Genomic DNA, 19,523 nt, shown 5'->3' on the forward strand with positions numbered 1-19,523 from the left:
AAATGCTAGGCCTCGCCCCGACGCGCAACAATCAGGGTTAACGCGCAATCGCAGCCGGTGCCTGGGCGAATATCGACCATGCGCCGTTGCCTATACTTGGCGCAGAGCGACTGCTACGGGAGGCGCCCATGGCTGCGGAAGACCACGGTTTCGGCGACGAAGCGGCCCGCATCGCGCATCGGCGCCGCCAGCTCGGCATCGCGCCGCGCACGCACGAGGGCCAGCGCAACTGGGCGCTGGCGCTGTCCGGCGGCGGCATCCGCAGCGCCACGTTCTGCCTTGGCGTGACGCAGGCGATGGCCGGCACTGACATGCCGGCCACCACCACCCTGGCCGCCACCGCGGACACCGAGGCGCCTCCAACTCCCGCAGCGGGCACCGCCGCCGCGGCGCAGACCGTGCCGGGGCTGGCCTCGCTGCTGGCGCAGTTCGACTACCTGTCCACCGTCAGCGGCGGTGGCTACCTGGGGGCCTTCTTCGTCAGCCTGTTCGTGCCGGGGCGCCTGCGCCGCGGCACCGGCCCGGTCCAGGCCGCGGCCGACGCCTACCACACGCTCCAATGCGAGCCGCCGGGGCGCATCCATACCTCGGTGTCCTATGCCGCCGATCCCGGCCGCGGCGCGCTCGCGTGGCTGCGCGAGAACGGCCGCTACCTGTCGCCCACGGGCGCCGGCGACAACCTCTATGCCGGCGCGCTGGTGGTGCGCAACTGGCTGGCCATGCACTACGTGATCGGCAGCGCGCTGCTGGTGGTGCTGTCCCTGCTGGCGCTGCTGCTGCACGGCGCGGCGGGAGCGTGGTACGGGTTCGGTCGCTACGAGATGGACTTGCTGCACGATGCGCGGCAGGCCTTCAACCAGGGCGAATGCGCGATCTGGTGGAGCCCCTGGCTGTGGCTGCCGCTGGCCACGGCGGTGATCGGCGCGGTGCCGCCCGGCCTGGCGTACTGGCTGGTCTATCCGCGCGCCAGCGACCCGGAGGCGCCGGGGCGTTTTTTCAGCCCCGCCCCGATGGTCGCCATGCTGCTGGGGCTGTTGTTGCTTGCCGCCGCGCGCTGGTCGGAGTGGCTTGGCGCGGAGCTGGTCCCGGCGCAGCTCTTTGCCGCGCTCGGCGTGCTGACGTGGCTGGGTGTGCTGAGCTGCCTGGTGATGCTGCAGGGCGAGCCGCGCACCGTGTCCGGCTACCGCGTGCGGGCCACGCGCGCGCTGCGCACGGCGGCCACGCTGACGCTGTGGCTGGCGGCATTGGGCCTGGCCGATACCGCCGCACGAACCACCTATCTGTATGCCCATGCCGCCGGCCAGCCGTGGGGCGTGGCGCTGCCGGCGAGCGTGCTGGGCGTGCTGGTCTGGCTGGTGCGCTACGGCGCGCGCTGCCTCGACGAAGGCCGCAAGGGCAGCGCCGGGACCGCCTGGCGCGCACTGTGGGCACGCCTGCCGGTCTCGCTGCTGGCCGGCGCGGCCGCGGCGGTGCTGGCGCTGCTGCTGTTCGTGTTGTGGTCGTGGCTGGTGCTGTGGGTGCGCTGGGATGGCCGCGAGCCGGTCGACTGGCTGGTGTACGGCACGGCCTACACCGGGCCGGCGCTGGCCACGCTGACGGTGGTGGCGCTGGTGCTGGCGCTGGCCGCCGGCCGCTTTACCGGATTCCTGAACCTTTCCACGCTGCAGCCTTTCTACGCGGCGCGGCTCACGCGTGCCTACCTGGGCGCGTCCAACGGCGAGCGCTTTGCCGCGCCCGATCCCGATCCGGTCGCGGACCGCCGCCGGCGCGCGCGCTTCAGCGTGGCGGAGCCCGTGCCCGGCGACCAGCTCAGCCTCAACGCCTATTACGATCCGCGCGTGCTGGCGCCGCTGCACCTGATCAACGTGACGCTGAACCTGACCGTCGATCCGGCCGAGCAACTGGTCCAGCGCGACCGCAAGGGCAAGCCGCTGTGCCTGGCACCCGGCGCCGGCGTGGCCCAGCAGGGTGCCGCGGCCACCATCGCGCCGGATGCCTATGCGCGCTTCACCATCGACGGCCGGCAGTGCTGCCCGGACGCATCATGGCCCGCATCGGGCAAGCTGGCGCAATCGCTCACGGTGGGGGACTGGATCGCCATCTCGGGCGCGGTGGTGTCAACGGGGCTGGGCCGGGCCACCACGCTCGGGACCTCGCTGCTGCTGGGCCTGGCCAACCTGCGGCTCGGCACGTGGTGGCCCTCGTATCCGGCCAGGTACGCGCGCCAGGGCGGGCGCGAGGGCGAGCAGCGGCGCCATCCCGAACGCGCCACGCATCCGTGGCTGGCCGCCGGCATGTTCCGCACGCAGTACTACCTGGGGTGCGAGCTGAGCGCCCGCTTCCATGGCACGCGGCGCGGCTGGCAATACCTGTCGGACGGCGGGCATTTCGACAACACCGGCGTCTACGAGCTGCTGCGTCCGGGCCGGGACGTCGCGCTGATCGTGCTGTGCGACTGCGGCGGCGATCCGGACTATCGCTTCGGCGACCTCGCCAACCTGATCCGGCTCGCGCGCATCGACCATGGCCTGGAGATCGTCGTCGACACCGAGGCCGCCACCACGAACCCGGTGCTGAGCCGGGTCTTCGGCGTGCCGGATGATTTCCTGCCGGGCGCGGCGGCCAGCGGCCCTGCCGCCGACAAATGCGCGGTGCTGCTCAACGTGTACCGCACCGGCCCGGCATGCGCGGCGCCGCGCGCGCGGGTCTGCCGCATCGTGCTGCTCAAGCCACGGCTGGTGTCATGGGCGCCGGCCGACGTGCGGCACTATGGCGCCACGCACCCGGCCTTCCCGCAGGAAGGCACCGGCGATCAGTTCTTCGACGAGGCGCAATGGGAAAGCTATCGGGCGCTGGGGCATGCGATCGGCCAGCGCGTGCTGGGCGGCGAAGTGGGAAAGGCGCTGCTTGCGTGATCGGGCCGCCTGAACGCTGGCGTCAGCGCACGAAGCCGATCACGTCTTCCAGCCGGCCGCTGGCGTCGCGCAAGGCCTCCAGCAGGCGCGGCACGGCGGCCTCGTCCAGGCGCTGCTGCGGCCCGGCAATCGCCACCGAGCCCACCACCGCGCTGCGGTCGCGCGACCACAGCGGCAGCGCCAGCCCGGCCACGCTGGCCGCGGCCTCCTCGCGCGTATGGGCCCAGCCGCGTTCGCGCACCTCGGCCAGCTGCTGCTCGATGCGCTCGCGGTCCAGCGTGGTGTGCGGGCCCACGCGCGCCATGCCCTGGCGGTAGACTTCGTCGCGGAAGGCATCGTCCTGGAAGGCGAGCATCGCCTTGGCATGCGCCCCCGCGTACAGCGCAAAGCGCTCGCCCAGCTCGATCGAGAAACGCAGCTGGTGCTGGCTCTGCACCAGCCCCACGCACAGGCCTTCATGGCCGTCGAGCCACGACAGGAATACGGTCTCGCCGCTTTGCGCGGCCAGCTTCTCGAGTACCGGTCGCACGATCTCGTCCGGCGAGAAGCTCTTGCGTACCACCTGTCCCAGCTCGAACAGCCGCAGCCCCAGCGAATACTTTCCGGTGGCCGCGTCCTGCACCAGGAAGCCATTGGCGGCAAAGGTCGCCAGCACGCGGTGCACCACGGCGTAGTGCACGCCGCTGTGCTTGGCCAGTTCGCGCACGCCCCAGGTGGGCTGGCGCACGGTGAAGTGCGTCAGCAGGGCCAGCGCGCCGTCCAGTGTCTTGAGAGTCATCGATCGTTCCTTCGCATCGGGCTGAATGGTAAGGGCAAGCGGCGCCGCGCTCAATCCTTGCCGCCCGGAGCCCGCGCGGCCGATACCCACGCCGCCCGCAGGGCCGCAAATCCGTCGCCAGCACGTTCCGCGCAGGCTCACTAACATAGCGAACCATCCGCATTGCAGCCGGGCGGCGCCCGTGTGGCGTACCCCGCCCCTCAGACCACAACATGAATCGCGACTCTCTCCCCGCCGGCAAGGGCATCGCTTACTCGGTGCTCGACCTGGCCCCCATCCCGCAGGGCAGCGACGCCGGCCAGGCCATGCGCAACTCGCTCGACCTGGCGCGCCATGCCGAACGGCTGGGCTACCACCGCTACTGGCTGGCCGAGCACCACAACATGCCCGGCATCGCCAGCGCCGCCACCGCGGTGCTGATCGGCTATGTCGCCAACGGCACGCAAACTATCCGCGTGGGCTCCGGCGGCGTGATGCTGCCCAACCATTCGCCGCTGGTGATCGCCGAGCAGTTCGGCACGCTGGCCTCGCTTTACCCGGGGCGCATCGACCTGGGACTGGGCCGCGCGCCCGGCACCGACCAGGCCACCGCGCGCGCATTGCGCCGCCATCTGACCAGCGACAGCGCCGATACCTTCCCGCAGGACGTGGAAGAACTGCAGGCGTATTTCGATGACGTGCGTCCCGGCCAGCGCCTGCGCGCCGTCCCCGGTGCCGGCCTGAAGGTGCCGATCTGGCTGCTGGGCTCGAGCTTGTTCAGCGCGCAGCTGGCCGCGGCCATGGGCCTGCCGTTCGCGTTTGCCTCGCACTTTGCGCCGGGCTTCATGCGCCAGGCGCTCGACCTGTACCGCCGCACCTTCCGGCCCTCTGAAACGCTGGATCGCCCGTACGTGATGCTCGGCTTCAATGTCTTTGCCGCGGACAGCGCCGACGAGGCGCGCCGCCTGTTCAGCTCGCTGCAGCAGCAGTTCCTGGCACTGGTGCGCGGCACGCCGGGGCAACTGCGCCCGCCGGTGGACGACATCGAGTCGCTATGGACCGAGAGCGAGGCCGACCATATCCGCCGCTCGCTGGCCTGCTCGGTGGTGGGCGATCCGGACTCGGTGCACGCCGGCATGCAGCGCTTTGTCGACGACCTGCAGCCGGACGAGCTGATGCTGACCGGCCAGATCTACGACCACCAGGCGCGCCTGCGCTCCTTCGAGATCGCCGCCGGCGCGGCGCGCAGCCTCAAGGCCAACGCCGCACTTTGAGCCATCCGGTATGGCGCACGCCGCACATGCGGCATGCGCCTGCCGGCGTCTCGTGAGTCCTGCCTGCCATTCTGGTTTGCATCCCGCCGATGCGCTCGGATACATTAGAAGGCCGAGACCAGACAGAGGCGCGGCCGCCCAGGCACGCGCCCGCACAGTCCGCCCGATCCACCGCCCCCTCAGAGACACTCCCGGGGCCCGCGGCAGCGACGACCAGGAGACAGCGATGGACCTGCGGCAACGCGAGCACATCGAGACGGTGGTCCAGGCCACCACATACCTAGCCCCGCCCGCCGTGCTGGCGGACCGGATCGCGCATGACGCCATCATCCAGAACTCATGGCGGCGCTGCGTGCACCAGTACGGGCTCGATCCCTCGCGCATGCAGGAAGCGCGCATCCTGCCGCAGCCGCGGCTGCGCGAACACCAGGAACGCATCGACGATTTCGCGCGCATCGCGCGCCACGGCCTGCAGAGCCTGTACGGCCAGGTGGCGGCGCTGGGCTACGTGGTGCTGCTGACCGATGCGCAGGGCGTGACGGTCGACTATATCGGCGATGCGCGCACCGATACCGCACTGCGGCACGCCGGCCTCTACCTCGGCGCGGAATGGAGCGAGAGCGGCGCCGGCACCTGCGCGGTGGGAACGGCGCTGGTCACCGGCCAGGCGCTGACGGTGCACCAGGCCGACCATTTCGATGCGACCCATATCCCGCTGACCTGCACCGCCGCGCCGCTGTTCGACACGCACGGCAACCTGCACGCCATCCTCGACATCTCCGCGCTGACCTCGCCGCACGCCAAGGACAGCCAGGGGCTGGCTTTGCAGCTGGTGCGCATCTATGCCGCGCATATCGAGAACGCCAACTTCCTGCGCGCGCACCGGCGCGACTGGATCCTGAAGCTGAACGTGGCGCCGGAGTTCGTCGACGTCAATCCCGAATACCTGCTGGCGCTGGACGAAGCCGGCCGCATCGTCGGCCACAACCACCGCGCCCGGCTGATGCTGGAGGGCGAGTTGGGAGGCGCGGGAGGCGCCACCGTGCTCGGCCAGCGCTTCGAGACGCTGTTCGGCGCCCGGCTGGAAGACCTTGGCAACTATGTCTACTCCCGGCCCAGCGAGCAGCGGCTGGTGGCGCTGAACCGCAGCGGCGGGCTGTTGTACCTGAGCGTGATGCCGCCCGCGCTGCGCTGGCAGGCACCGGCCAAGGAAGCGCCGGTGGCCATGCCCGAGGCGCTGGCCGCGCTGACCGGCGGCGACGCTGCGCTGCAGCAGCAATTGCAGCGCGCCGCGCGGCTGGTCGATTCGCCGATCAACCTGCTGATCCACGGCGAGACCGGCAGCGGCAAGGAGTTCTTCGCCAAGGCCCTGCACCAGGCCAGCGCGCGCCGCTGCGGCCCGTTCATCGCGGTGAACTGCGCGGCGATTCCGGAAACGCTGATCGAAAGCGAACTGTTCGGCCACCTGCCCAACAGCTTCTCCGGCGCCGGCCCGCGCGGCAAGCGCGGGCTGATCCAGGAAGCCGACGGCGGCACGCTGTTCCTGGACGAGATCGGCGACATGCCGCGCGAGCTGCAGTCGCGGCTGCTGCGCGTGCTGGCCGAGGGCGAGGTGCTGCCGGTCGGCGCCGCGCGGCCCGTGCCGGTGCGGCTGCGCGTCATTTCCGCGACGCACCACGGGCTGGAGCAACTGGTCGCCGAAGGGCGCTTCCGCGAAGACCTCTTCTACCGCCTGAACGGCGCCCGTTTCGAGCTGCCGCCGCTGCGCGCACGCAACGACCTCGACTGGCTGATGGCCAAGCTGCTGCAGGAAGGCGCCGGCCAGGCCACGACGCTGTCGCCGGCGGCACGCGAGCGGCTGCATCGCCATCGCTGGCCGGGCAACCTGCGCGAGCTGCGCAATGTGCTCGAATACGCGCGCGCCGTCTGCACCGGCGGCTATATCGATGAGCACGACCTGCCCGACGGCCTCGGGACCGCGGCCATTCCCGCGGCGCCGCCGCGAGCTGCCGACATCATCGGCGGCAGCGCCGACGACAGCGCCGCCGCGCCGTTCGACCCGCACCAGTTGCCGCCGGAAGGCATGCTGCTGATGCAGTACCTGCGCGCTTCCGGCTGGAACCTGAGCGCGGTCGCGCGCCAGATCGGCATCAGCCGCATGACGCTGTACCGGCGCATGGAGCGTTATGGCATCCAGTCGCCGAACCGGCGCGACGGCGGCGCGGGCAGCTAGCCGCGCCGCCCGATCCTGCTGACTGCGGTGGCAGCCGATGGCGGGCCGCCGGCCGTGCACGCCGCGCGCAGCGCATCGATCAGCAAGCGCACGCCGGGCGTGGCGGTACGGCGCTTGCGCGCCACGATGCCGTAGGGGACCAGCCGGCCCCGCATTGCCACCGGCAGGATTGCCAGCGCGCCCATCGCGGCGAAATAGCCGGCGATCGCGCTGGGTACCACGGCGATGCGGTCGCTGCCCGCCAGCAGCGGCAGCGTCGCCATGATGGATGAGGTTTCGATGACATCCTCCGGCAAGGGCACGCGCGCATCGCGAAAGGTCTGGTCGATGATCTGGCGCATCGGGCTGGCGGCGGGCTGGATGATCCATGGATAGCTCGACAGGCTCGCCAGCCGTACGCTGCGCTTGCGAGCCTGCGGATGCCCGGGGCGCGCTACGATCGACAGGACCTCCTCGCACAGGGGCTCGAAAGCCAGGTCCTCGGCAAGCGAGCCGGCCGGGATACGGCCGACCACCACGTCCAGTGCATCCTGCCGCAGCGCCTGCACCAGCACGTCGCTGGTATCCACCTGGAGCGCAATGTGCAGCTGCGGGTGCCGTGCCTTGAGTCCGTTGATGGCGCCGGCCAGCAGGTCTGGCACCGGTGCCAGGATCGCACCGATGCGCACCTTGCCGATCTCGCCCGCGGCGATGGCGGCAAGCTCGTCGTGCAAGGCATCGAGATCGGACAGCGCCACGCGCGCATAGCGGATCAGCGCCTCGCCGAACACGGTCGGCGTGATGCCGCGGGCGTGGCGCGTGAACAGCAGCGTTCCGACGGTGTCTTCCAGCTCGTGCAGTGCCTTGGTCGCCGCAGGCTGAGTCAGCGCCATCTCGCTGGCGGCGCCACGCAGCGAGCCGTGTTCGGCGAGTGCCAGCGCCAGGCGAAGATGGCGCATTTGCAGGCGCTTGCGCAGCGTGGCGGCGTTGCTGAGCTGGGTCAGGGATTCGGGCATGGCAGTGTACGGTGGACGCCGGCTTTATAGCACGCATGGCGGACCACACTGCGACCGGAATCAACACATGGTGCTGTCCTGGGCTGGTGCCGGGGACATGTGCCTGGCGGCAATACGGTAGAAGCGCGCAGCATTGCCGGCCAATACCCGTTGCCTGGCGAGCGGGTCCGGCAGCGCCTCGGTCACCATGCGCAGCACCGTGCCGAACGCGGCGCTCAACGACGAAACCGGCAGGTTGCTGCCGAACATGGCACGCTCGTGTCCGAAGATGGCCAGCGTCTCGCGCACAATGCGGCGATTCCCTGCCACATCCCAGCGGCCGCCCTGCAGTCCGAACTCGGACAACTTGACCATCACGTTCGGGCAGGCGGCCAGCGCTTCCATGCCGCGCCGCCAGTGCGCCAGCCCGGCTTCGGACCGGTCAAGCGGCAGGCCGGCATGATTCAGTGCGATCGCCAGCTCGGGCAGGTCGGCGGCCACCTGCGCCGCCTCTTGCAGATGCCAGAACGGCACGCGCAGGTCCCACGACAGCCCGTGGCGCGGCAGCCGCGCCAGGTCTTCCAGCCAGGCGGGATCCTGCATCGATCCGGCCCGGCCCGCAACCGACTTGCCCGGAGCGGATGCCGTCAGCGGTTTGCAGCGGATACCGCGCACCCGCGCAAAACCCGCCTGGCGCGCAAGCAGTTCGGCGCAGTTTGCGGTGCCGAGCGGGGCGTAGGCGACCACGGAGGCGGCCATGCCCCGGGGCCAGCGGGGCTCATGCAGCCACGCCGTCTCGGCGATGGCTTCGCCCCGGTCCCGCTCGGCCTCGATGTGGACGGTTGCCAGCACCGATACGTCGGCCGTATCGCGCCGGTACTCAGCCGCCAGATAGTCATGGCGCAAGGCCTGGTAGTCGCCGAGAAAGAACGTTGCCGGCTGGTACCCCTCCTGCAGCCAGGGGTAGTGCCCGCCATCGAGCTGCCACAGATGATGGTGGGCATCGACGATCGCCAGGCGCTCGCCGGCAGGCAAGGCGTTGCGCGTCATCGGCAGGACTCCGGCAGGGTGGCGGTCAGCACGGCAGCCAGCACGAGCGCGCAAGCGAGCATGTAGACGCCCACGCCGGCATCGAAATACTGGATCAGCAGCCCAACTGCATACGGCCCGCAGAACCCGCCAAGATTGCCAAGTGCGTTGATCAGGCCGCGCGCCACGCCCGCATCGTCTGCGGCCAGCAGGCGCGGGGGCAGGGTCCAGAACACGCCCGCGGCGGCTTGCAGGAACACGCCGCAGCCGACCAGCAGACCGTAGGCCAGCCAGGTATTGCCATGAAACCATACCGATCCGGCCAGGCAGGCGGCAAAGCCCAGCAAGGGCCACATCACGAAGGCGCGGCGCTTCCCGCTACGGTCCGACCAGGCAGACACCACGAGGATGCCGGCCATGGTTCCCACGTACGGCACCATCGCCAGCAGGCCGACCTGGCCCATGCCGCCGTGGGTCAGGTCCTTGAGAATGGTGGGCAGCCACAACGTATAGCCGTAGATGCCAGCCTGGTAGAGGAAATTCAGGCCGATCAGGCGACGGATCACGGTATCCGACAGCAGCCGCAAGATCACCGTGCGCGTAGTCGCATGGTTCGTTGGCGCAGCGGCAGCCGGCGCCGCCCGTTGCTGCTCGGCGCGCAGTTGCGCCAGTACGTAATCGCGCTCTGCCGTGGAAATCCAGCGCGCCTCCTGCGGCCGGTCGCAGGCCAATGCCAACCAGACGCCGAGGCAGAGCGCCGAGATACCACCTTCGATGATAAACAGCCAGCGCCAGTCCAGCGCGGCGATGACCAGTCCCGACAGCGGCGCGGTAATCATGCCGGCAATCGGCACGAACAGGATCACCAGCGCATTGGCCCGGCCGCGCTCGTGGTCTGGAAACCAGTTGCCGACGATCGTCAGCACCACCGGCAGCATGCCGCCCTCGGCCACGCCGAGCGCAAAGCGCAGGACCAGCAATTCGGTCTCGTTGCGCACGAGGCCGGTCAGCACAGAGATCACGGCCCACGCCAGCATGGACCAGCCGATGAACCTGCGTCCGCTGCCGCGTACGGCCAGCTTGCCGCCCGGAACCTGCAGCAACAGGTAGCCGGCGAAGAAGATGCCGCCGGCCAGGCCCGCCATGCCGGCACCGATGCCAAGCGCCTCGTTCATGCCGCCCGGCATGGCAAAGGCGATATTGACCCGGTCCATATATGACACGATGCACACCATCAGGATGGGCGGGATGATGCGCCACCAGCGCTGCGCTGGGATTCGGGCGGTGGCCGTGGCGGTGCCGGGCGTCGTGCCGGCAGGAGTATCGAGGGCGTCGGCGCTGTCGGCTCGCGCTTGCTGCGGGATGGTCATGGGTCTCCTTCATGGGCGCCTTCGGCGGCTGCTTGGGCGGCTTCTTTAGCGTCTGAGTCTGTGCTGCGGCGAAATGGAATGAGTGCCGGCCGGCGGTGGCGGCGCCGGGTCTGTGGAACCCGACGCTTATCGGGACGGCAGCGCCAGGATGGCGAGGCCGTCCGGCTCCTTGCCGGTGGCAAAGGCATGGCGCAACGCCAGCGTGCGCAGGTCCAGTTCGCTGACGCTGTGGTCGTTGAGCGCAAGCCAGGCGCGGCCAGGGTCGGCGGGATGGAATGCCAGTGCGATCGGCCTGGCGCCGGTATCGACCCGTCCCAGCTCGACCAGCGTGTGCGGGTCGAAGATGCGCAGGCTGCGCTCGCCATAGTTGAGCGCGAACAAGCGGTCGCAAGGCGACCAGTACAGTCGGGTGGGATCCTCGCCCGTGGCGACCGTGCCGAGCACTTCGAGCGTGTGGGCGTCGAGCCGCGCGATGGTATGGTCGTCGCGGCTTGAGACATAGAGCAGCGATTCGTCAGGACTCAGGCAGCAGCCTTCAGGCCGCCGGCCGGCGTGGGCAGCGCGCGGCGGCCGGCTTGCATCGTAGGGGTGGACCAGCGTTACCGTATGCGACAGCAGGTTGGTGACGTAGGCGCGTTGTCCGTCGCCCGTCAGTACGAACAGGTGGCTCTTGACGCCGCCGGACGGCACCGCGCGCGCAGGCGTGCGGCTCTCCCACGGCGCTTCGAACACCAGCAGCATGTTGTCGCGTTCGCTCAGGGCATAGACGCGGCCTCGCGCGTCGATCTGCAACCCATGGATGCGGTGATAAGGCGCGCATTCCAGGTCCCCTTCACGCCCCCCGCCGGCGATATCGACGCAGCACACGGCGGCGCCGCCATCGCCGGCATGCGCAAAGGTCTGCACGCCGTAGTGGCCGACATAGCCGCGCAGGCGTGCGCGGTCGACCACGAATTCATGTGGGTAGTCCGGCAGCGGCACGCTGAAGCGGCGCGCACCGCTTTCCAGGTCATAGCCGCTGAAGCTGTGGCCGAACTTCTCCACCAGCACTGCGATCCAGCGCGTATCCATTCTGTCTCCTCATTGGCTTCGCGGCGGCATGGCGAAGCAGGTCGTTGTTTGAGGAGGAGAGTCTGGCGCAGGAAGCCGTCACCAACCATTGAATATTGCACATCGAGGTATTCCCGGAAGTAATCGGCCGCACCTGCGGCCGCTGCTGCGCGATACGGTTGTCCAGTCTGTACAACTGCACTGTGACACCTGTCTCGCCGTGACCGTCGCGCTGGGCTGTTTGCCGCGCCGAGCATGGAAAATTTTGCGGGTTATCCCTTAAGTTGAACTGCGCCGGAGGGATGTTTTCCGATCTCGCGGCGGCTTCCGCGCGCTGGCACAGCCATTGCAATTTGCCTGTCACCACAATGACAACAGGAGCAGGCAATGGGGCACGCAGCCAGCGCCGGCACGCCACTGGTCGGCATCATCGCCAACCCGATTTCCGCGCGCGATATCCGCCGCGTGATCGCCAACGCCAACAGCCTGCAACTGGCCGATCGCGTCAATATCGTGCTGCGCCTGTTGTCCGCGCTGGCGGCATGCGGCGTGGGCCGCGTGCTGATGATGCCGGACCGCGAAGGCCTGCGCGTCATGCTGTCGCGGCACCTGGCGCGCCGGCAAGGCCACGGCCCTGACTCCGGCCTGCCAGCCGTCGAATACCTCGACATGCCAGTGACCGCACGCGTCGACGACACGCTGCACGCCGCGCGCTGCATGGCCGATGCCGGCGTGGCCGCCATCATCGTGCTCGGCGGCGACGGCACCCATCGTGCGGTAGTGCGTGAATGCGGCGGCGTTCCCATTGCCGGCCTGTCGACCGGCACCAACAACGCCTATCCGGAGATGCGCGAACCCACCATCACCGGCCTCGCCACCGGGCTCTACGCCACCGGACGCGTTCCCGACAAGCACGCGCTTGCCTCCAACAAGCGGCTCGACATCGTCATCCGCGACGGCGACGGCGGCTTTCGCCGCGACATCGCGCTGGTGGATGCGGTGATCTCGCACGAGCACTTCATCGGCGCGCGGGCCTTGTGGAAGACCGACACGCTCGCCGCGGTCTATGTGTCGTTCGCCGATCCGCAGGCCATCGGCCTGTCGGCCATCGCCGGCCTGCTCGAACCGCTGGGCCGGCGCGATCCCGGCGGGCTGGCGATCGAACTGGCCGCGCCCGGAGAAGGCGAATTCGACCTGCGCGCACCGATCGCGCCAGGACTGCTGTGCACGGTGCCGGTCGCGGGCTGGGAACGTCTCGAACACGGGCGCCCGCACCGCGTGCGCCAGCGCAGCGGCATCGTCGCGCTCGACGGCGAGCGCGAGCTGGCCTTCGGCCCCGACGACGAAGTCACCGTGACCCTGCATGAACACGCTTTTCGCAGCATCGACGTGGCGGGCTGCATGCGCTATGCCGCGCAGCATCGGCTGATGCGCAGCAGAAACCCGTTGCTTACCTGCCTTTCCTGAAGTGCAACCCTCGATAGAACGAAGGAGACAAACATGACAGCCAGAGCATCACAAGATTCCGCCGCGCTGCCGCTCGACAAGGAGACGCTGCTGACGGCGTACCGGAAGATGCGCACCATCCGCGATTTCGAGGAGCGCCTGCACGTGGACTTCGCGCGTGGCGACATCCCGGGCTTCGTCCACCTGTACGCGGGCGAGGAGGCCGCGGGCGTCGGCATCCTGCATCACCTGCACGATGGCGACCGCATCGCCAGCACGCACCGCGGCCATGGCCACTGCATTGCCAAGGGCGTGGATCCGGTGGCGATGATGATGGAGATCTATGGCAAGAAGGGCGGCTCGTGCAACGGCAAGGGCGGCTCGATGCATATCGCGGACCTGTCCAAGGGCATGATGGGGGCCAATGGCATCCTGGGCGCCGGCGCGCCGCTGATCTGCGGCGCCGCGCTGGCCGCCAAGTTTCGCGGCAAGGGCGAGGTCGGCATTACCTTCTGCGGCGACGGCGCTTCCAACCAGGGCACCTTCCTGGAAAGCCTGAACCTGGCCGCGGTGTGGAACCTGCCGGTGATCTTCGTGATCGAGAACAACGGCTATGCCGAGTCGACCTCGCGCGACTATGGCACGGCGGTGGACAGCTACGTCGACCGCGCCGCCGGCTTCGGCATTCCGGGCGTGACTGTCGATGGCACCGACTTCTTCGCCGTGCACGAGGCCGCCGGCGAAGTCATCCGCCGTGCGCGCGAAGGCGGCGGCCCGTCGCTGCTCGAATGCAAGATGGTCCGCTTCTATGGCCACTTCGAGGGCGATGCGCAGACCTACCGCGCCGCCGGCGAGCTCGACGATATTCGCGCCAACAAGGACTGCCTGAAGCTGTTCGCCCGCACCGTGACGCAGGCCGGCGTAATCGCGCGCGAGGAGCTCGACACCATCGACCGTGAAGTCGCCGCGCTGATCGAGCACGCCGTGCAGCAAGCCAAGGCCGCGCCGCTGCCCGGCCCGGAAGACCTGCTCACCGACGTCTACGTCAGCTACTGATCGCCTCTCGCCAACCAGACGGCTAACCGAACTATCAGGAGACAAACATGGCTCGCAAACTGAGCATCAAGCTGGCGATCAACGAGGCGATCGACCAGGAAATGACCCGCGACCCCAGCGTCATCATGCTGGGCGAAGACATCGTCGGCGGCGCCGGCGCGGACGGCGAGAAGGACGCCTGGGGCGGCGTGCTGGGCGTGACCAAGGGTCTGTACGCCAAGCATGGCGACCGTCTGCTGGATACGCCGTTGTCCGAGTCGGCCTACGTTGGCGCCGCCATCGGCGCCGCGGCCTGCGGCATGCGCCCGATCGCCGAGCTGATGTTCATCGACTTCATGGGCGTGTGCTTCGACCAGATCTTCAACCAGGCGGCCAAGTTCCGCTACATGTTCGGCGGCAAGGCCGAAACCCCGGTGGTGATCCGCGCCATGGTCGGCGCCGGCTTCCGCGCCGCCGCGCAGCACAGCCAGATGCTGACGCCGCTGTTTACGCATATCCCCGGCCTCAAGGTGGTGTGCCCATCGACGCCGTACGACACCAAGGGCCTGCTGATCCAGGCGATCCGCGACAACGACCCGGTGATCTTCTGCGAGCACAAGAACCTGTACGGGCTCGAAGGCGAGGTGCCGGAGGGCGCGTACGCGATCCCGTTTGGCGAGGCCAATATCGTGCGCGACGGCAAGGACGTGTCGATCGTCAGCTACGGGCTGATGGTGCACCGCGCGCTGGAAGCGGCGACGACGCTGGCGAAGGAAGGCATCGAGGCGGAAGTGATCGACCTGCGCACGCTGTCGCCGCTGGACATGGACACGGTGCTGGAGTCGGTCGAGACCACCGGCCGCCTGGTGGTGGTGGATGAAGCCAGCCCGCGCTGCAATATCGCCACCGATATCTCTGCGCAGGTCGCGCAGCAGGCCTTCGGCGCGCTCAGGGCCGGCATCGAGATGGTGTGCCCGCCGCATACGCCGGTGCCGTTCTCACCCACGCTGGAAGACCTGTACATCCCCAGCGCCGCGCAGATCGCTGCCGCCGCGCGCAAGACGGTCAAGGGAGGCAAGCAGTGATGGCAAGCGCAGCAATTACCCCGATCGTGATGCCCAAATGGGGCCTGTCGATGAAGGAAGGCACGGTCAATGCCTGGCTCGTCGACGAGGGCACCGAAATTAACGTGGGCATGCCGATCCTCGATGTGGAAACCGACAAGATTGCCAATGCGGTGGAGGCGCCGGACGCCGGCACGCTGCGCCGCAAGGTGGCGCAGGCCGGCGACGTGCTGCCGGTCAAGGCGCTGCTTGGCGTGCTGGCTCCGGCGGAGGTGAGCGATGCGGATATCGACGCGTATGTATCGGCTTATGAAGCGCCCGCGGAAGACGGTGACGAGGAAGACGCCGCCGCCGCGTACCAGTTCGCCGACGTGGACGGCGTCCGCGTCCGCTACGCCCGCAAGGGCAGCGGCGCCGAGACCGTGCTCTTCCTCCACGGCTTTGGCGGTGACCTGGACAACTGGCTGTTCAACCTCGATCCCCTTGCCGACGCGTACACGGTCGTGGCACTGGACCTGCCCGGCCATGGACAGTCGTCGCCGCGGCTCGCGGGCACGACGCTGGCGCAGATGGCCGGCTTTGTAGCGCGCTTCATGGACGAGACCGGCATCGAAGCCGCGCACCTGGTCGGCCATTCGATGGGCGGCGGCGTGGCGGCGCAACTCGCCGTGGACGCGCCGCAGCGGGTGCTGTCGATGGCGCTGGTGTCGCCGGTGGGCTTCGGCGAAGCCATCAACAGCGGCTATACCGAGGGCTTTGTCAATGCGCAGTCGCGGCGCGAGCTGAAGCCGGTGATCGAACTGCTGTTCGCGGATGCCGGGCTGGTCAGCCGGCAGATGCTCGACGACCTGCTGCGCTACAAGCGGCTGGATGGCGTGACCGAAGCGCTGACCTCCCTGGGCCAGGGCCTGTTTGCCGGAGGCCGGCAGAAGGAGCAGCCCGGCCAGCGGCTGGCCGGCAGCGGCAAGCGCGTGCTGATGGTGTGGGGCGGCCAGGACCGCATCATCCCGGCTGAGCATGCCGAGGCGGCGCCGCCCGACGCTACCGTCAAGGTCTTTGCCGACGCCGGCCACATGAGCCAGATGGAGAAGGCCAACGACTTCAACGCGCTGCTCAGGCAGCACCTCGGCGGCTGAGGCCGCGGCGCGGGCGGCGGCGTGCGCTGCCGCCCGCCTTTGTCTTCCATCCACCGAATCACGACAACGGTTCCTATGAGCACAGAACTGAAGACCCGCCTCGCCCAGATCAACAAGCAGTTCGCCGCGCTCGCGCAGGCCCAGCCCGCGGCCATGAGCGCATTCCAGGGCCTGATGAAGGCCGCCACGCAGGAAGGCAGCCTGCCGGCCGCCGTCAAGGAGCTGGTCGCGGTCGCGCTGGCCGTGCAGAAGGGCTGCGACGACTGCGTGCTGTTCCACACGGCGCAGGCGCTGCGCCACGGCGCCACGCGCGCGCAACTGGCCGAAGTGCTGGCGCTCAATATCGAGATGGGCGGCGGCCCGGGCGCGATGTATGCGTCGAAAGCGCTGGCCTACTTCGATGCGCTCAACGATTAGCCTTGCTAGACTCGGCCTATCGTTACCCGACCGGCCAAGACCGCTGCCGCGCCATGCCTTTTGAGTTCGTCGAGCCCGCGCCTGCCGGCCAGCCGCATGCGGATCCACTGCAGGACGAACTGGCCTTGCTCGAGCTCGCCGCGCAGGGCCGGCAGGTCGCCCAGCTGTGGGAGGCGCCGCTGTCGCTGGTGGTGCCGCGTACCTACCAGCGGCATGCCGGCTTCGAGGCCGCGCGCAGCGAGTTCGCGCGGCAGGGCTGCCCGGTGTTCCTGCGCATGTCGGGCGGGGGACTGGTGCCGCAAGGCCCGGGCATCCTCAACCTGAGCCTGGCCTATAGCGTTGGCCAGCCGCCGGGTGCGCTCAGCGATGCGGTCTACCTGCACCTGTGCGAGGTGATCGGCAAGGGGCTGCTGGCGCTCGGCGTGCCCACGCATTGGCAGGCGGTGGCCGGCTCGTTCTGCGACGGCCGCTTCAACCTGGCATGGGGGCCGCCGGAGGCGGCGCGCAAGATCGCCGGCACTGCGCAGTACTGGCGGCGGGCACCCGCGGCAATGCAGTCCGGCGACGGCCAGCGGCATCTGGTGCTGGCCCATGCGGTGCTGCTGGTAAGCGCGGATCCGGTTCAGATCAACGCACGCGCGAATGCGTTCGAGGCGGCGCTCGGCAGCGGCCGCCGCTATGATCCCGGCAAGGTGGTCAGCGTGCGCGAGGCGCTGCTGGCGCAGGGGCGTGCCGCCGCGGATGGTGCGGGGCTGATGGCGCAGGTATTGGAGACACTGCGGAAGACATTGCGGCATAGCGCCGCGCAGACGCCGCTGCCTGCCTAGCTGACGCGCCGTGAGGCAAGGCTGTGTGCCCATCGCCGGGCCGCATCGCGGGCGGGTCGCACAAAAAAATTGCGGCCCACGTGGGGCCGCCAATCGGGAATGCGAGGAGGTCAGTTTCCTCAGGAGACGTTATCGACGCCAAATGGCCCTCGCAAGACCCCACTTCGGTGGGGCGCATGCGTCACAGTATGCCGGGCGAGCGATCGCCTACGCGATAAGGTAGGTGCCCTGCGGATCCGGTTCGGCCGCCGCCTTGACCTTGCGGACGTTGGCTTCCAGTTCGGCATGGGCGGCGTCCAGCCATCCCACGCGATGGCGCACGGGATCCTTCGGCGACAGGTCGCTGACAGACAGTTCACGCAGGAAATAGCGCACCATGCTGCCCGCTCGCGCGGGTACCGGCATCATGCCCAGCAACTGGTGGGGCGCGATCAGCCGCCGGCTGACAGCATGCCGGAGCCCGGCCCAGGCGGTGCGGCCCAGCGCGATATAGAAAGCGTCGGTGCGCATCTGCCGGATGGTGTCGAGAAACTGGTTTTCGAAGACTTCGCGAAGCATGGGCGCCGCCATCAAGTCTTCGAAGGGGCCGTCGAAGACGAGCCCGCGCCGGGTGGTGGCATGCGGCAACAAGGCCAGTGGCTGCAGTTGCTCGAAGCCTTCGTTCCACAGCGCCGCGGCATGTGGCAGGCCGACCAGCTCGGGTACGCGGAAGTGGTCGAGCATGCGGATCAGGTTCGGGCGAACCAGCTTGCCGCCCAGTTCCACGCGCCGCTTGTTCTCGCGCTGGATCACGCGGCCCGCCGTGTGGCTGCGCATCAGTTCCTCGGTCACGGACGCTGCCAGCCGCACATGGGCATGGCCCGGGGTGGTGCTGACGAGCACCAGCCGCGCCTGTGTGTTCAGGTACTCGCACGGTACGTAGTGCATGGCGTACATGCCATCTTGCGCGACCAGGATTGGCCTGGCAATGACGCCGACGGCGCCGGCAAGCCGTACCTGAGAGCAATACGCTTCAATGAAGTTGGTCAAGGACTCCCCCCGCTCGCGACGCTTCTGGTGCGTTTTTTTCTTGTTCTGCGTTTCGATCATGGTAAGCCGGCGCTGAATCACAGACAAAGCGCGCGGTGCCGGATTAGCCTGAATACGACGCAACCTTCGTGGGACAGCCAACACATTGGTGGCTGCATCCCCCCGATCGGGTGGGGCCTGGCGGCCGTCAGCCGCACGGTAGCCTTGGCTGGCGTCAGGACGATGACATGCCGTCAGGACGATGACATGCCAATGCGAGGCGAGCGCGCCAGGGATTGAGGCGCGGGCGGGAAGAAAAAACCGGACACGAAGCGTGTCCGGTAACCCATTTGCTGACTCAGGCCGTGTCAGAACCCGAGAGTACAAATAATAACGATTATCATTCTCGATAGCAACAGGAATCCCTCGATTCTCAGCCGATCGATGTCTCGATAGCGATCTGCCCCGACAGCGTCTTGTGTACCGGGCAACGGTTGGCGACCCGCAGGAGATCGTCCAGGATCTGGGGCGTCAGTTCACCACTGACCTTGACCTCGCGCTTCAGCGTATAGGTGCCGTTGGCTTCTTCATGGGCCACCGACACGTCGATGCTGGCGATGGCGTAGCCTTTGCGCTTGGCATAGAGTTGCAGTGTCAGGGTCGTGCAGGCGGCCAGCGCGGAGTCGAGCAAGTCGTGAGGGCTGGGGTAGCTGGTATCGCCGCCCGCGGAGGCATCCAGGTCGGCCTGCCATTTGGCGGTGCCGTTGTTCAGGTGGCAGGTGGTGTTGCCCTGGCTCGGCTGCCAGGTCGCTTGGATAGTCATCGGTCGTCCCTGTCTGATAAGAATGCGGCCCGGCGGGCCGGAGCAGTCATTCTATACAGGGTGCTGCCAACGATCGAAGGCGTCGTTTACTTCACTTTTTCGGTGATTTCGGCGTTTTCCGAAAAAGTGCTTGCCAACCCTGTCACGCTCCCTTAATATTCGCCC

Annotated in this window: 16 protein-coding genes; 9 read left to right on the forward strand and 7 right to left on the reverse strand. The window is 68.7% G+C overall.

Annotated elements, in window-relative coordinates; translation table 11 throughout:
• The first annotated feature begins 128 nt into the window (after positions 1 to 128).
• A complete protein-coding gene (locus JTE92_RS00580) occupies positions 129 to 2,915 on the forward strand; it encodes a hypothetical protein (RefSeq protein WP_063237762.1) in 2,787 nt (928 codons plus the stop codon).
• 22 nt (positions 2,916 to 2,937) lie between these two features.
• Here JTE92_RS00580 and JTE92_RS00585 read toward each other — a convergent pair whose 3' ends face one another.
• Entirely contained in the window at positions 2,938 to 3,693 is a 756-nt protein-coding gene (locus JTE92_RS00585; protein ID WP_063237763.1) for an IclR family transcriptional regulator, read from the reverse strand.
• Between the two features lie 212 nt (positions 3,694 to 3,905).
• Here JTE92_RS00585 and JTE92_RS00590 point away from each other — a divergent pair, with 212 nt between their 5' ends.
• Both JTE92_RS00590 and JTE92_RS00595 read left to right on the forward strand, forming a co-directional pair.
• Positions 3,906 to 4,946: an LLM class flavin-dependent oxidoreductase gene (locus tag JTE92_RS00590; RefSeq protein WP_063237764.1), complete on the forward strand. Its 1,041-nt coding sequence runs from the start codon at positions 3,906 to 3,908 to the stop codon at positions 4,944 to 4,946.
• Positions 4,947 to 5,172: 226 nt separating this feature from the next.
• Positions 5,173 to 7,179, forward strand: coding sequence for a sigma-54-dependent Fis family transcriptional regulator (locus JTE92_RS00595; RefSeq protein WP_063237765.1), 2,007 nt, complete (start codon positions 5,173 to 5,175; stop codon positions 7,177 to 7,179).
• Here the strand turns inward: JTE92_RS00595 and JTE92_RS00600 are convergent.
• The 4 genes from JTE92_RS00600 to JTE92_RS00615 form a co-directional block, all read right to left on the reverse strand.
• The gene (locus JTE92_RS00600) at positions 7,176 to 8,174 is read right to left on the reverse strand and encodes a LysR family transcriptional regulator (RefSeq protein ID WP_063237766.1); all 999 of its coding nucleotides are present in this window, start codon (positions 8,172 to 8,174) and stop codon (positions 7,176 to 7,178) included. The two genes, JTE92_RS00595 and JTE92_RS00600, sit on opposite strands and share 4 nt — an antisense overlap.
• 60 nt (positions 8,175 to 8,234) lie before the next feature.
• Positions 8,235 to 9,203: an amidohydrolase family protein gene (locus JTE92_RS00605; protein WP_063237767.1), complete on the reverse strand. Its 969-nt coding sequence runs from the start codon at positions 9,201 to 9,203 to the stop codon at positions 8,235 to 8,237.
• Positions 9,200 to 10,552 carry an MFS transporter gene (locus tag JTE92_RS00610; protein ID WP_084254480.1) on the reverse strand — a complete coding sequence of 451 codons (1,353 nt, stop codon included), beginning with the start codon at positions 10,550 to 10,552 and terminating at the stop codon, positions 9,200 to 9,202. Before JTE92_RS00610 ends, JTE92_RS00605 begins: the two co-directional genes overlap by 4 nt.
• A 126-nt stretch (positions 10,553 to 10,678) precedes the next feature.
• Positions 10,679 to 11,623, reverse strand: a complete 945-nt coding sequence (locus tag JTE92_RS00615) for a YncE family protein (RefSeq protein WP_063237768.1) — start codon at positions 11,621 to 11,623, stop codon at positions 10,679 to 10,681.
• 366 nt (positions 11,624 to 11,989) lie between these two features.
• Between JTE92_RS00615 and JTE92_RS00620 the strand changes: the two genes are divergently transcribed.
• The 6 genes from JTE92_RS00620 (at position 11,990) to JTE92_RS00645 (ending at position 17,527) form a co-directional block, all read left to right on the forward strand.
• Complete coding sequence (locus JTE92_RS00620; RefSeq protein ID WP_063237769.1) at positions 11,990 to 13,069, forward strand: ATP-NAD kinase family protein; 1,080 nt, start codon at positions 11,990 to 11,992, stop codon at positions 13,067 to 13,069.
• 33 nt (positions 13,070 to 13,102) lie between these two features.
• On the forward strand, positions 13,103 to 14,104 hold the full coding sequence (locus JTE92_RS00625; protein WP_063237770.1) for a thiamine pyrophosphate-dependent dehydrogenase E1 component subunit alpha: 1,002 nt from the start codon (positions 13,103 to 13,105) through the stop codon (positions 14,102 to 14,104).
• 47 nt (positions 14,105 to 14,151) lie between these two features.
• Positions 14,152 to 15,168 carry an alpha-ketoacid dehydrogenase subunit beta gene (locus JTE92_RS00630; RefSeq protein WP_063237771.1) on the forward strand — a complete coding sequence of 339 codons (1,017 nt, stop codon included), beginning with the start codon at positions 14,152 to 14,154 and terminating at the stop codon, positions 15,166 to 15,168.
• Entirely contained in the window at positions 15,168 to 16,283 is a 1,116-nt protein-coding gene (locus JTE92_RS00635) for an acetoin dehydrogenase dihydrolipoyllysine-residue acetyltransferase subunit (protein ID WP_063237772.1), read from the forward strand. Before JTE92_RS00630 ends, JTE92_RS00635 begins: the two co-directional genes overlap by 1 nt.
• Before the next feature lie 75 nt (positions 16,284 to 16,358).
• Positions 16,359 to 16,700 (forward strand): carboxymuconolactone decarboxylase family protein, encoded by a 342-nt coding sequence (locus JTE92_RS00640; RefSeq protein WP_063237773.1) that lies wholly within the window; start codon positions 16,359 to 16,361, stop codon positions 16,698 to 16,700.
• 53 nt (positions 16,701 to 16,753) lie between these two features.
• A complete protein-coding gene (locus JTE92_RS00645) occupies positions 16,754 to 17,527 on the forward strand; it encodes a lipoyl protein ligase domain-containing protein (RefSeq protein WP_063237774.1) in 774 nt (257 codons plus the stop codon).
• A gap of 207 nt (positions 17,528 to 17,734) precedes the next feature.
• On the opposite strand, the gene JTE92_RS00650 is transcribed toward JTE92_RS00645, so the two are convergent.
• Positions 17,735 to 18,556: a hypothetical protein gene (locus JTE92_RS00650; protein WP_063237794.1), complete on the reverse strand. Its 822-nt coding sequence runs from the start codon at positions 18,554 to 18,556 to the stop codon at positions 17,735 to 17,737.
• A gap of 412 nt (positions 18,557 to 18,968) precedes the next feature.
• Positions 18,969 to 19,358: an OsmC family protein gene (locus tag JTE92_RS00655; RefSeq protein ID WP_063237775.1), complete on the reverse strand. Its 390-nt coding sequence runs from the start codon at positions 19,356 to 19,358 to the stop codon at positions 18,969 to 18,971.
• Positions 19,359 to 19,523 lie beyond the last annotated feature (165 nt).

The organism is Cupriavidus oxalaticus (assembly GCF_016894385.1).
In the GTDB taxonomy this organism is placed as follows: Bacteria; Pseudomonadota; Gammaproteobacteria; order Burkholderiales; family Burkholderiaceae; genus Cupriavidus; species Cupriavidus oxalaticus.

Excerpts from the sequence above, each read along its gene's own strand:
- JTE92_RS00580 (WP_063237762.1), top strand. The coding sequence starts at position 129 with ATGGCTGCGGAAGACCACGGTTTCGGCGACGAAGCGGCCCGCATCGCG.
- JTE92_RS00585 (WP_063237763.1), bottom strand. The coding sequence starts at position 3,693 with ATGACTCTCAAGACACTGGACGGCGCGCTGGCCCTGCTGACGCACTTC.
- JTE92_RS00590 (WP_063237764.1), top strand. The coding sequence starts at position 3,906 with ATGAATCGCGACTCTCTCCCCGCCGGCAAGGGCATCGCTTACTCGGTG.
- JTE92_RS00595 (WP_063237765.1), top strand. The coding sequence starts at position 5,173 with ATGGACCTGCGGCAACGCGAGCACATCGAGACGGTGGTCCAGGCCACC.
- JTE92_RS00600 (WP_063237766.1), bottom strand. The coding sequence starts at position 8,174 with ATGCCCGAATCCCTGACCCAGCTCAGCAACGCCGCCACGCTGCGCAAG.
- JTE92_RS00605 (WP_063237767.1), bottom strand. The coding sequence starts at position 9,203 with ATGACGCGCAACGCCTTGCCTGCCGGCGAGCGCCTGGCGATCGTCGAT.
- JTE92_RS00610 (WP_084254480.1), bottom strand. The coding sequence starts at position 10,552 with ATGACCATCCCGCAGCAAGCGCGAGCCGACAGCGCCGACGCCCTCGAT.
- JTE92_RS00615 (WP_063237768.1), bottom strand. The coding sequence starts at position 11,623 with ATGGATACGCGCTGGATCGCAGTGCTGGTGGAGAAGTTCGGCCACAGC.
- JTE92_RS00620 (WP_063237769.1), top strand. The coding sequence starts at position 11,990 with ATGGGGCACGCAGCCAGCGCCGGCACGCCACTGGTCGGCATCATCGCC.
- JTE92_RS00625 (WP_063237770.1), top strand. The coding sequence starts at position 13,103 with ATGACAGCCAGAGCATCACAAGATTCCGCCGCGCTGCCGCTCGACAAG.
- JTE92_RS00630 (WP_063237771.1), top strand. The coding sequence starts at position 14,152 with ATGGCTCGCAAACTGAGCATCAAGCTGGCGATCAACGAGGCGATCGAC.
- JTE92_RS00635 (WP_063237772.1), top strand. The coding sequence starts at position 15,168 with ATGGCAAGCGCAGCAATTACCCCGATCGTGATGCCCAAATGGGGCCTG.
- JTE92_RS00640 (WP_063237773.1), top strand. The coding sequence starts at position 16,359 with ATGAGCACAGAACTGAAGACCCGCCTCGCCCAGATCAACAAGCAGTTC.
- JTE92_RS00645 (WP_063237774.1), top strand. The coding sequence starts at position 16,754 with ATGCCTTTTGAGTTCGTCGAGCCCGCGCCTGCCGGCCAGCCGCATGCG.
- JTE92_RS00655 (WP_063237775.1), bottom strand. The coding sequence starts at position 19,358 with ATGACTATCCAAGCGACCTGGCAGCCGAGCCAGGGCAACACCACCTGC.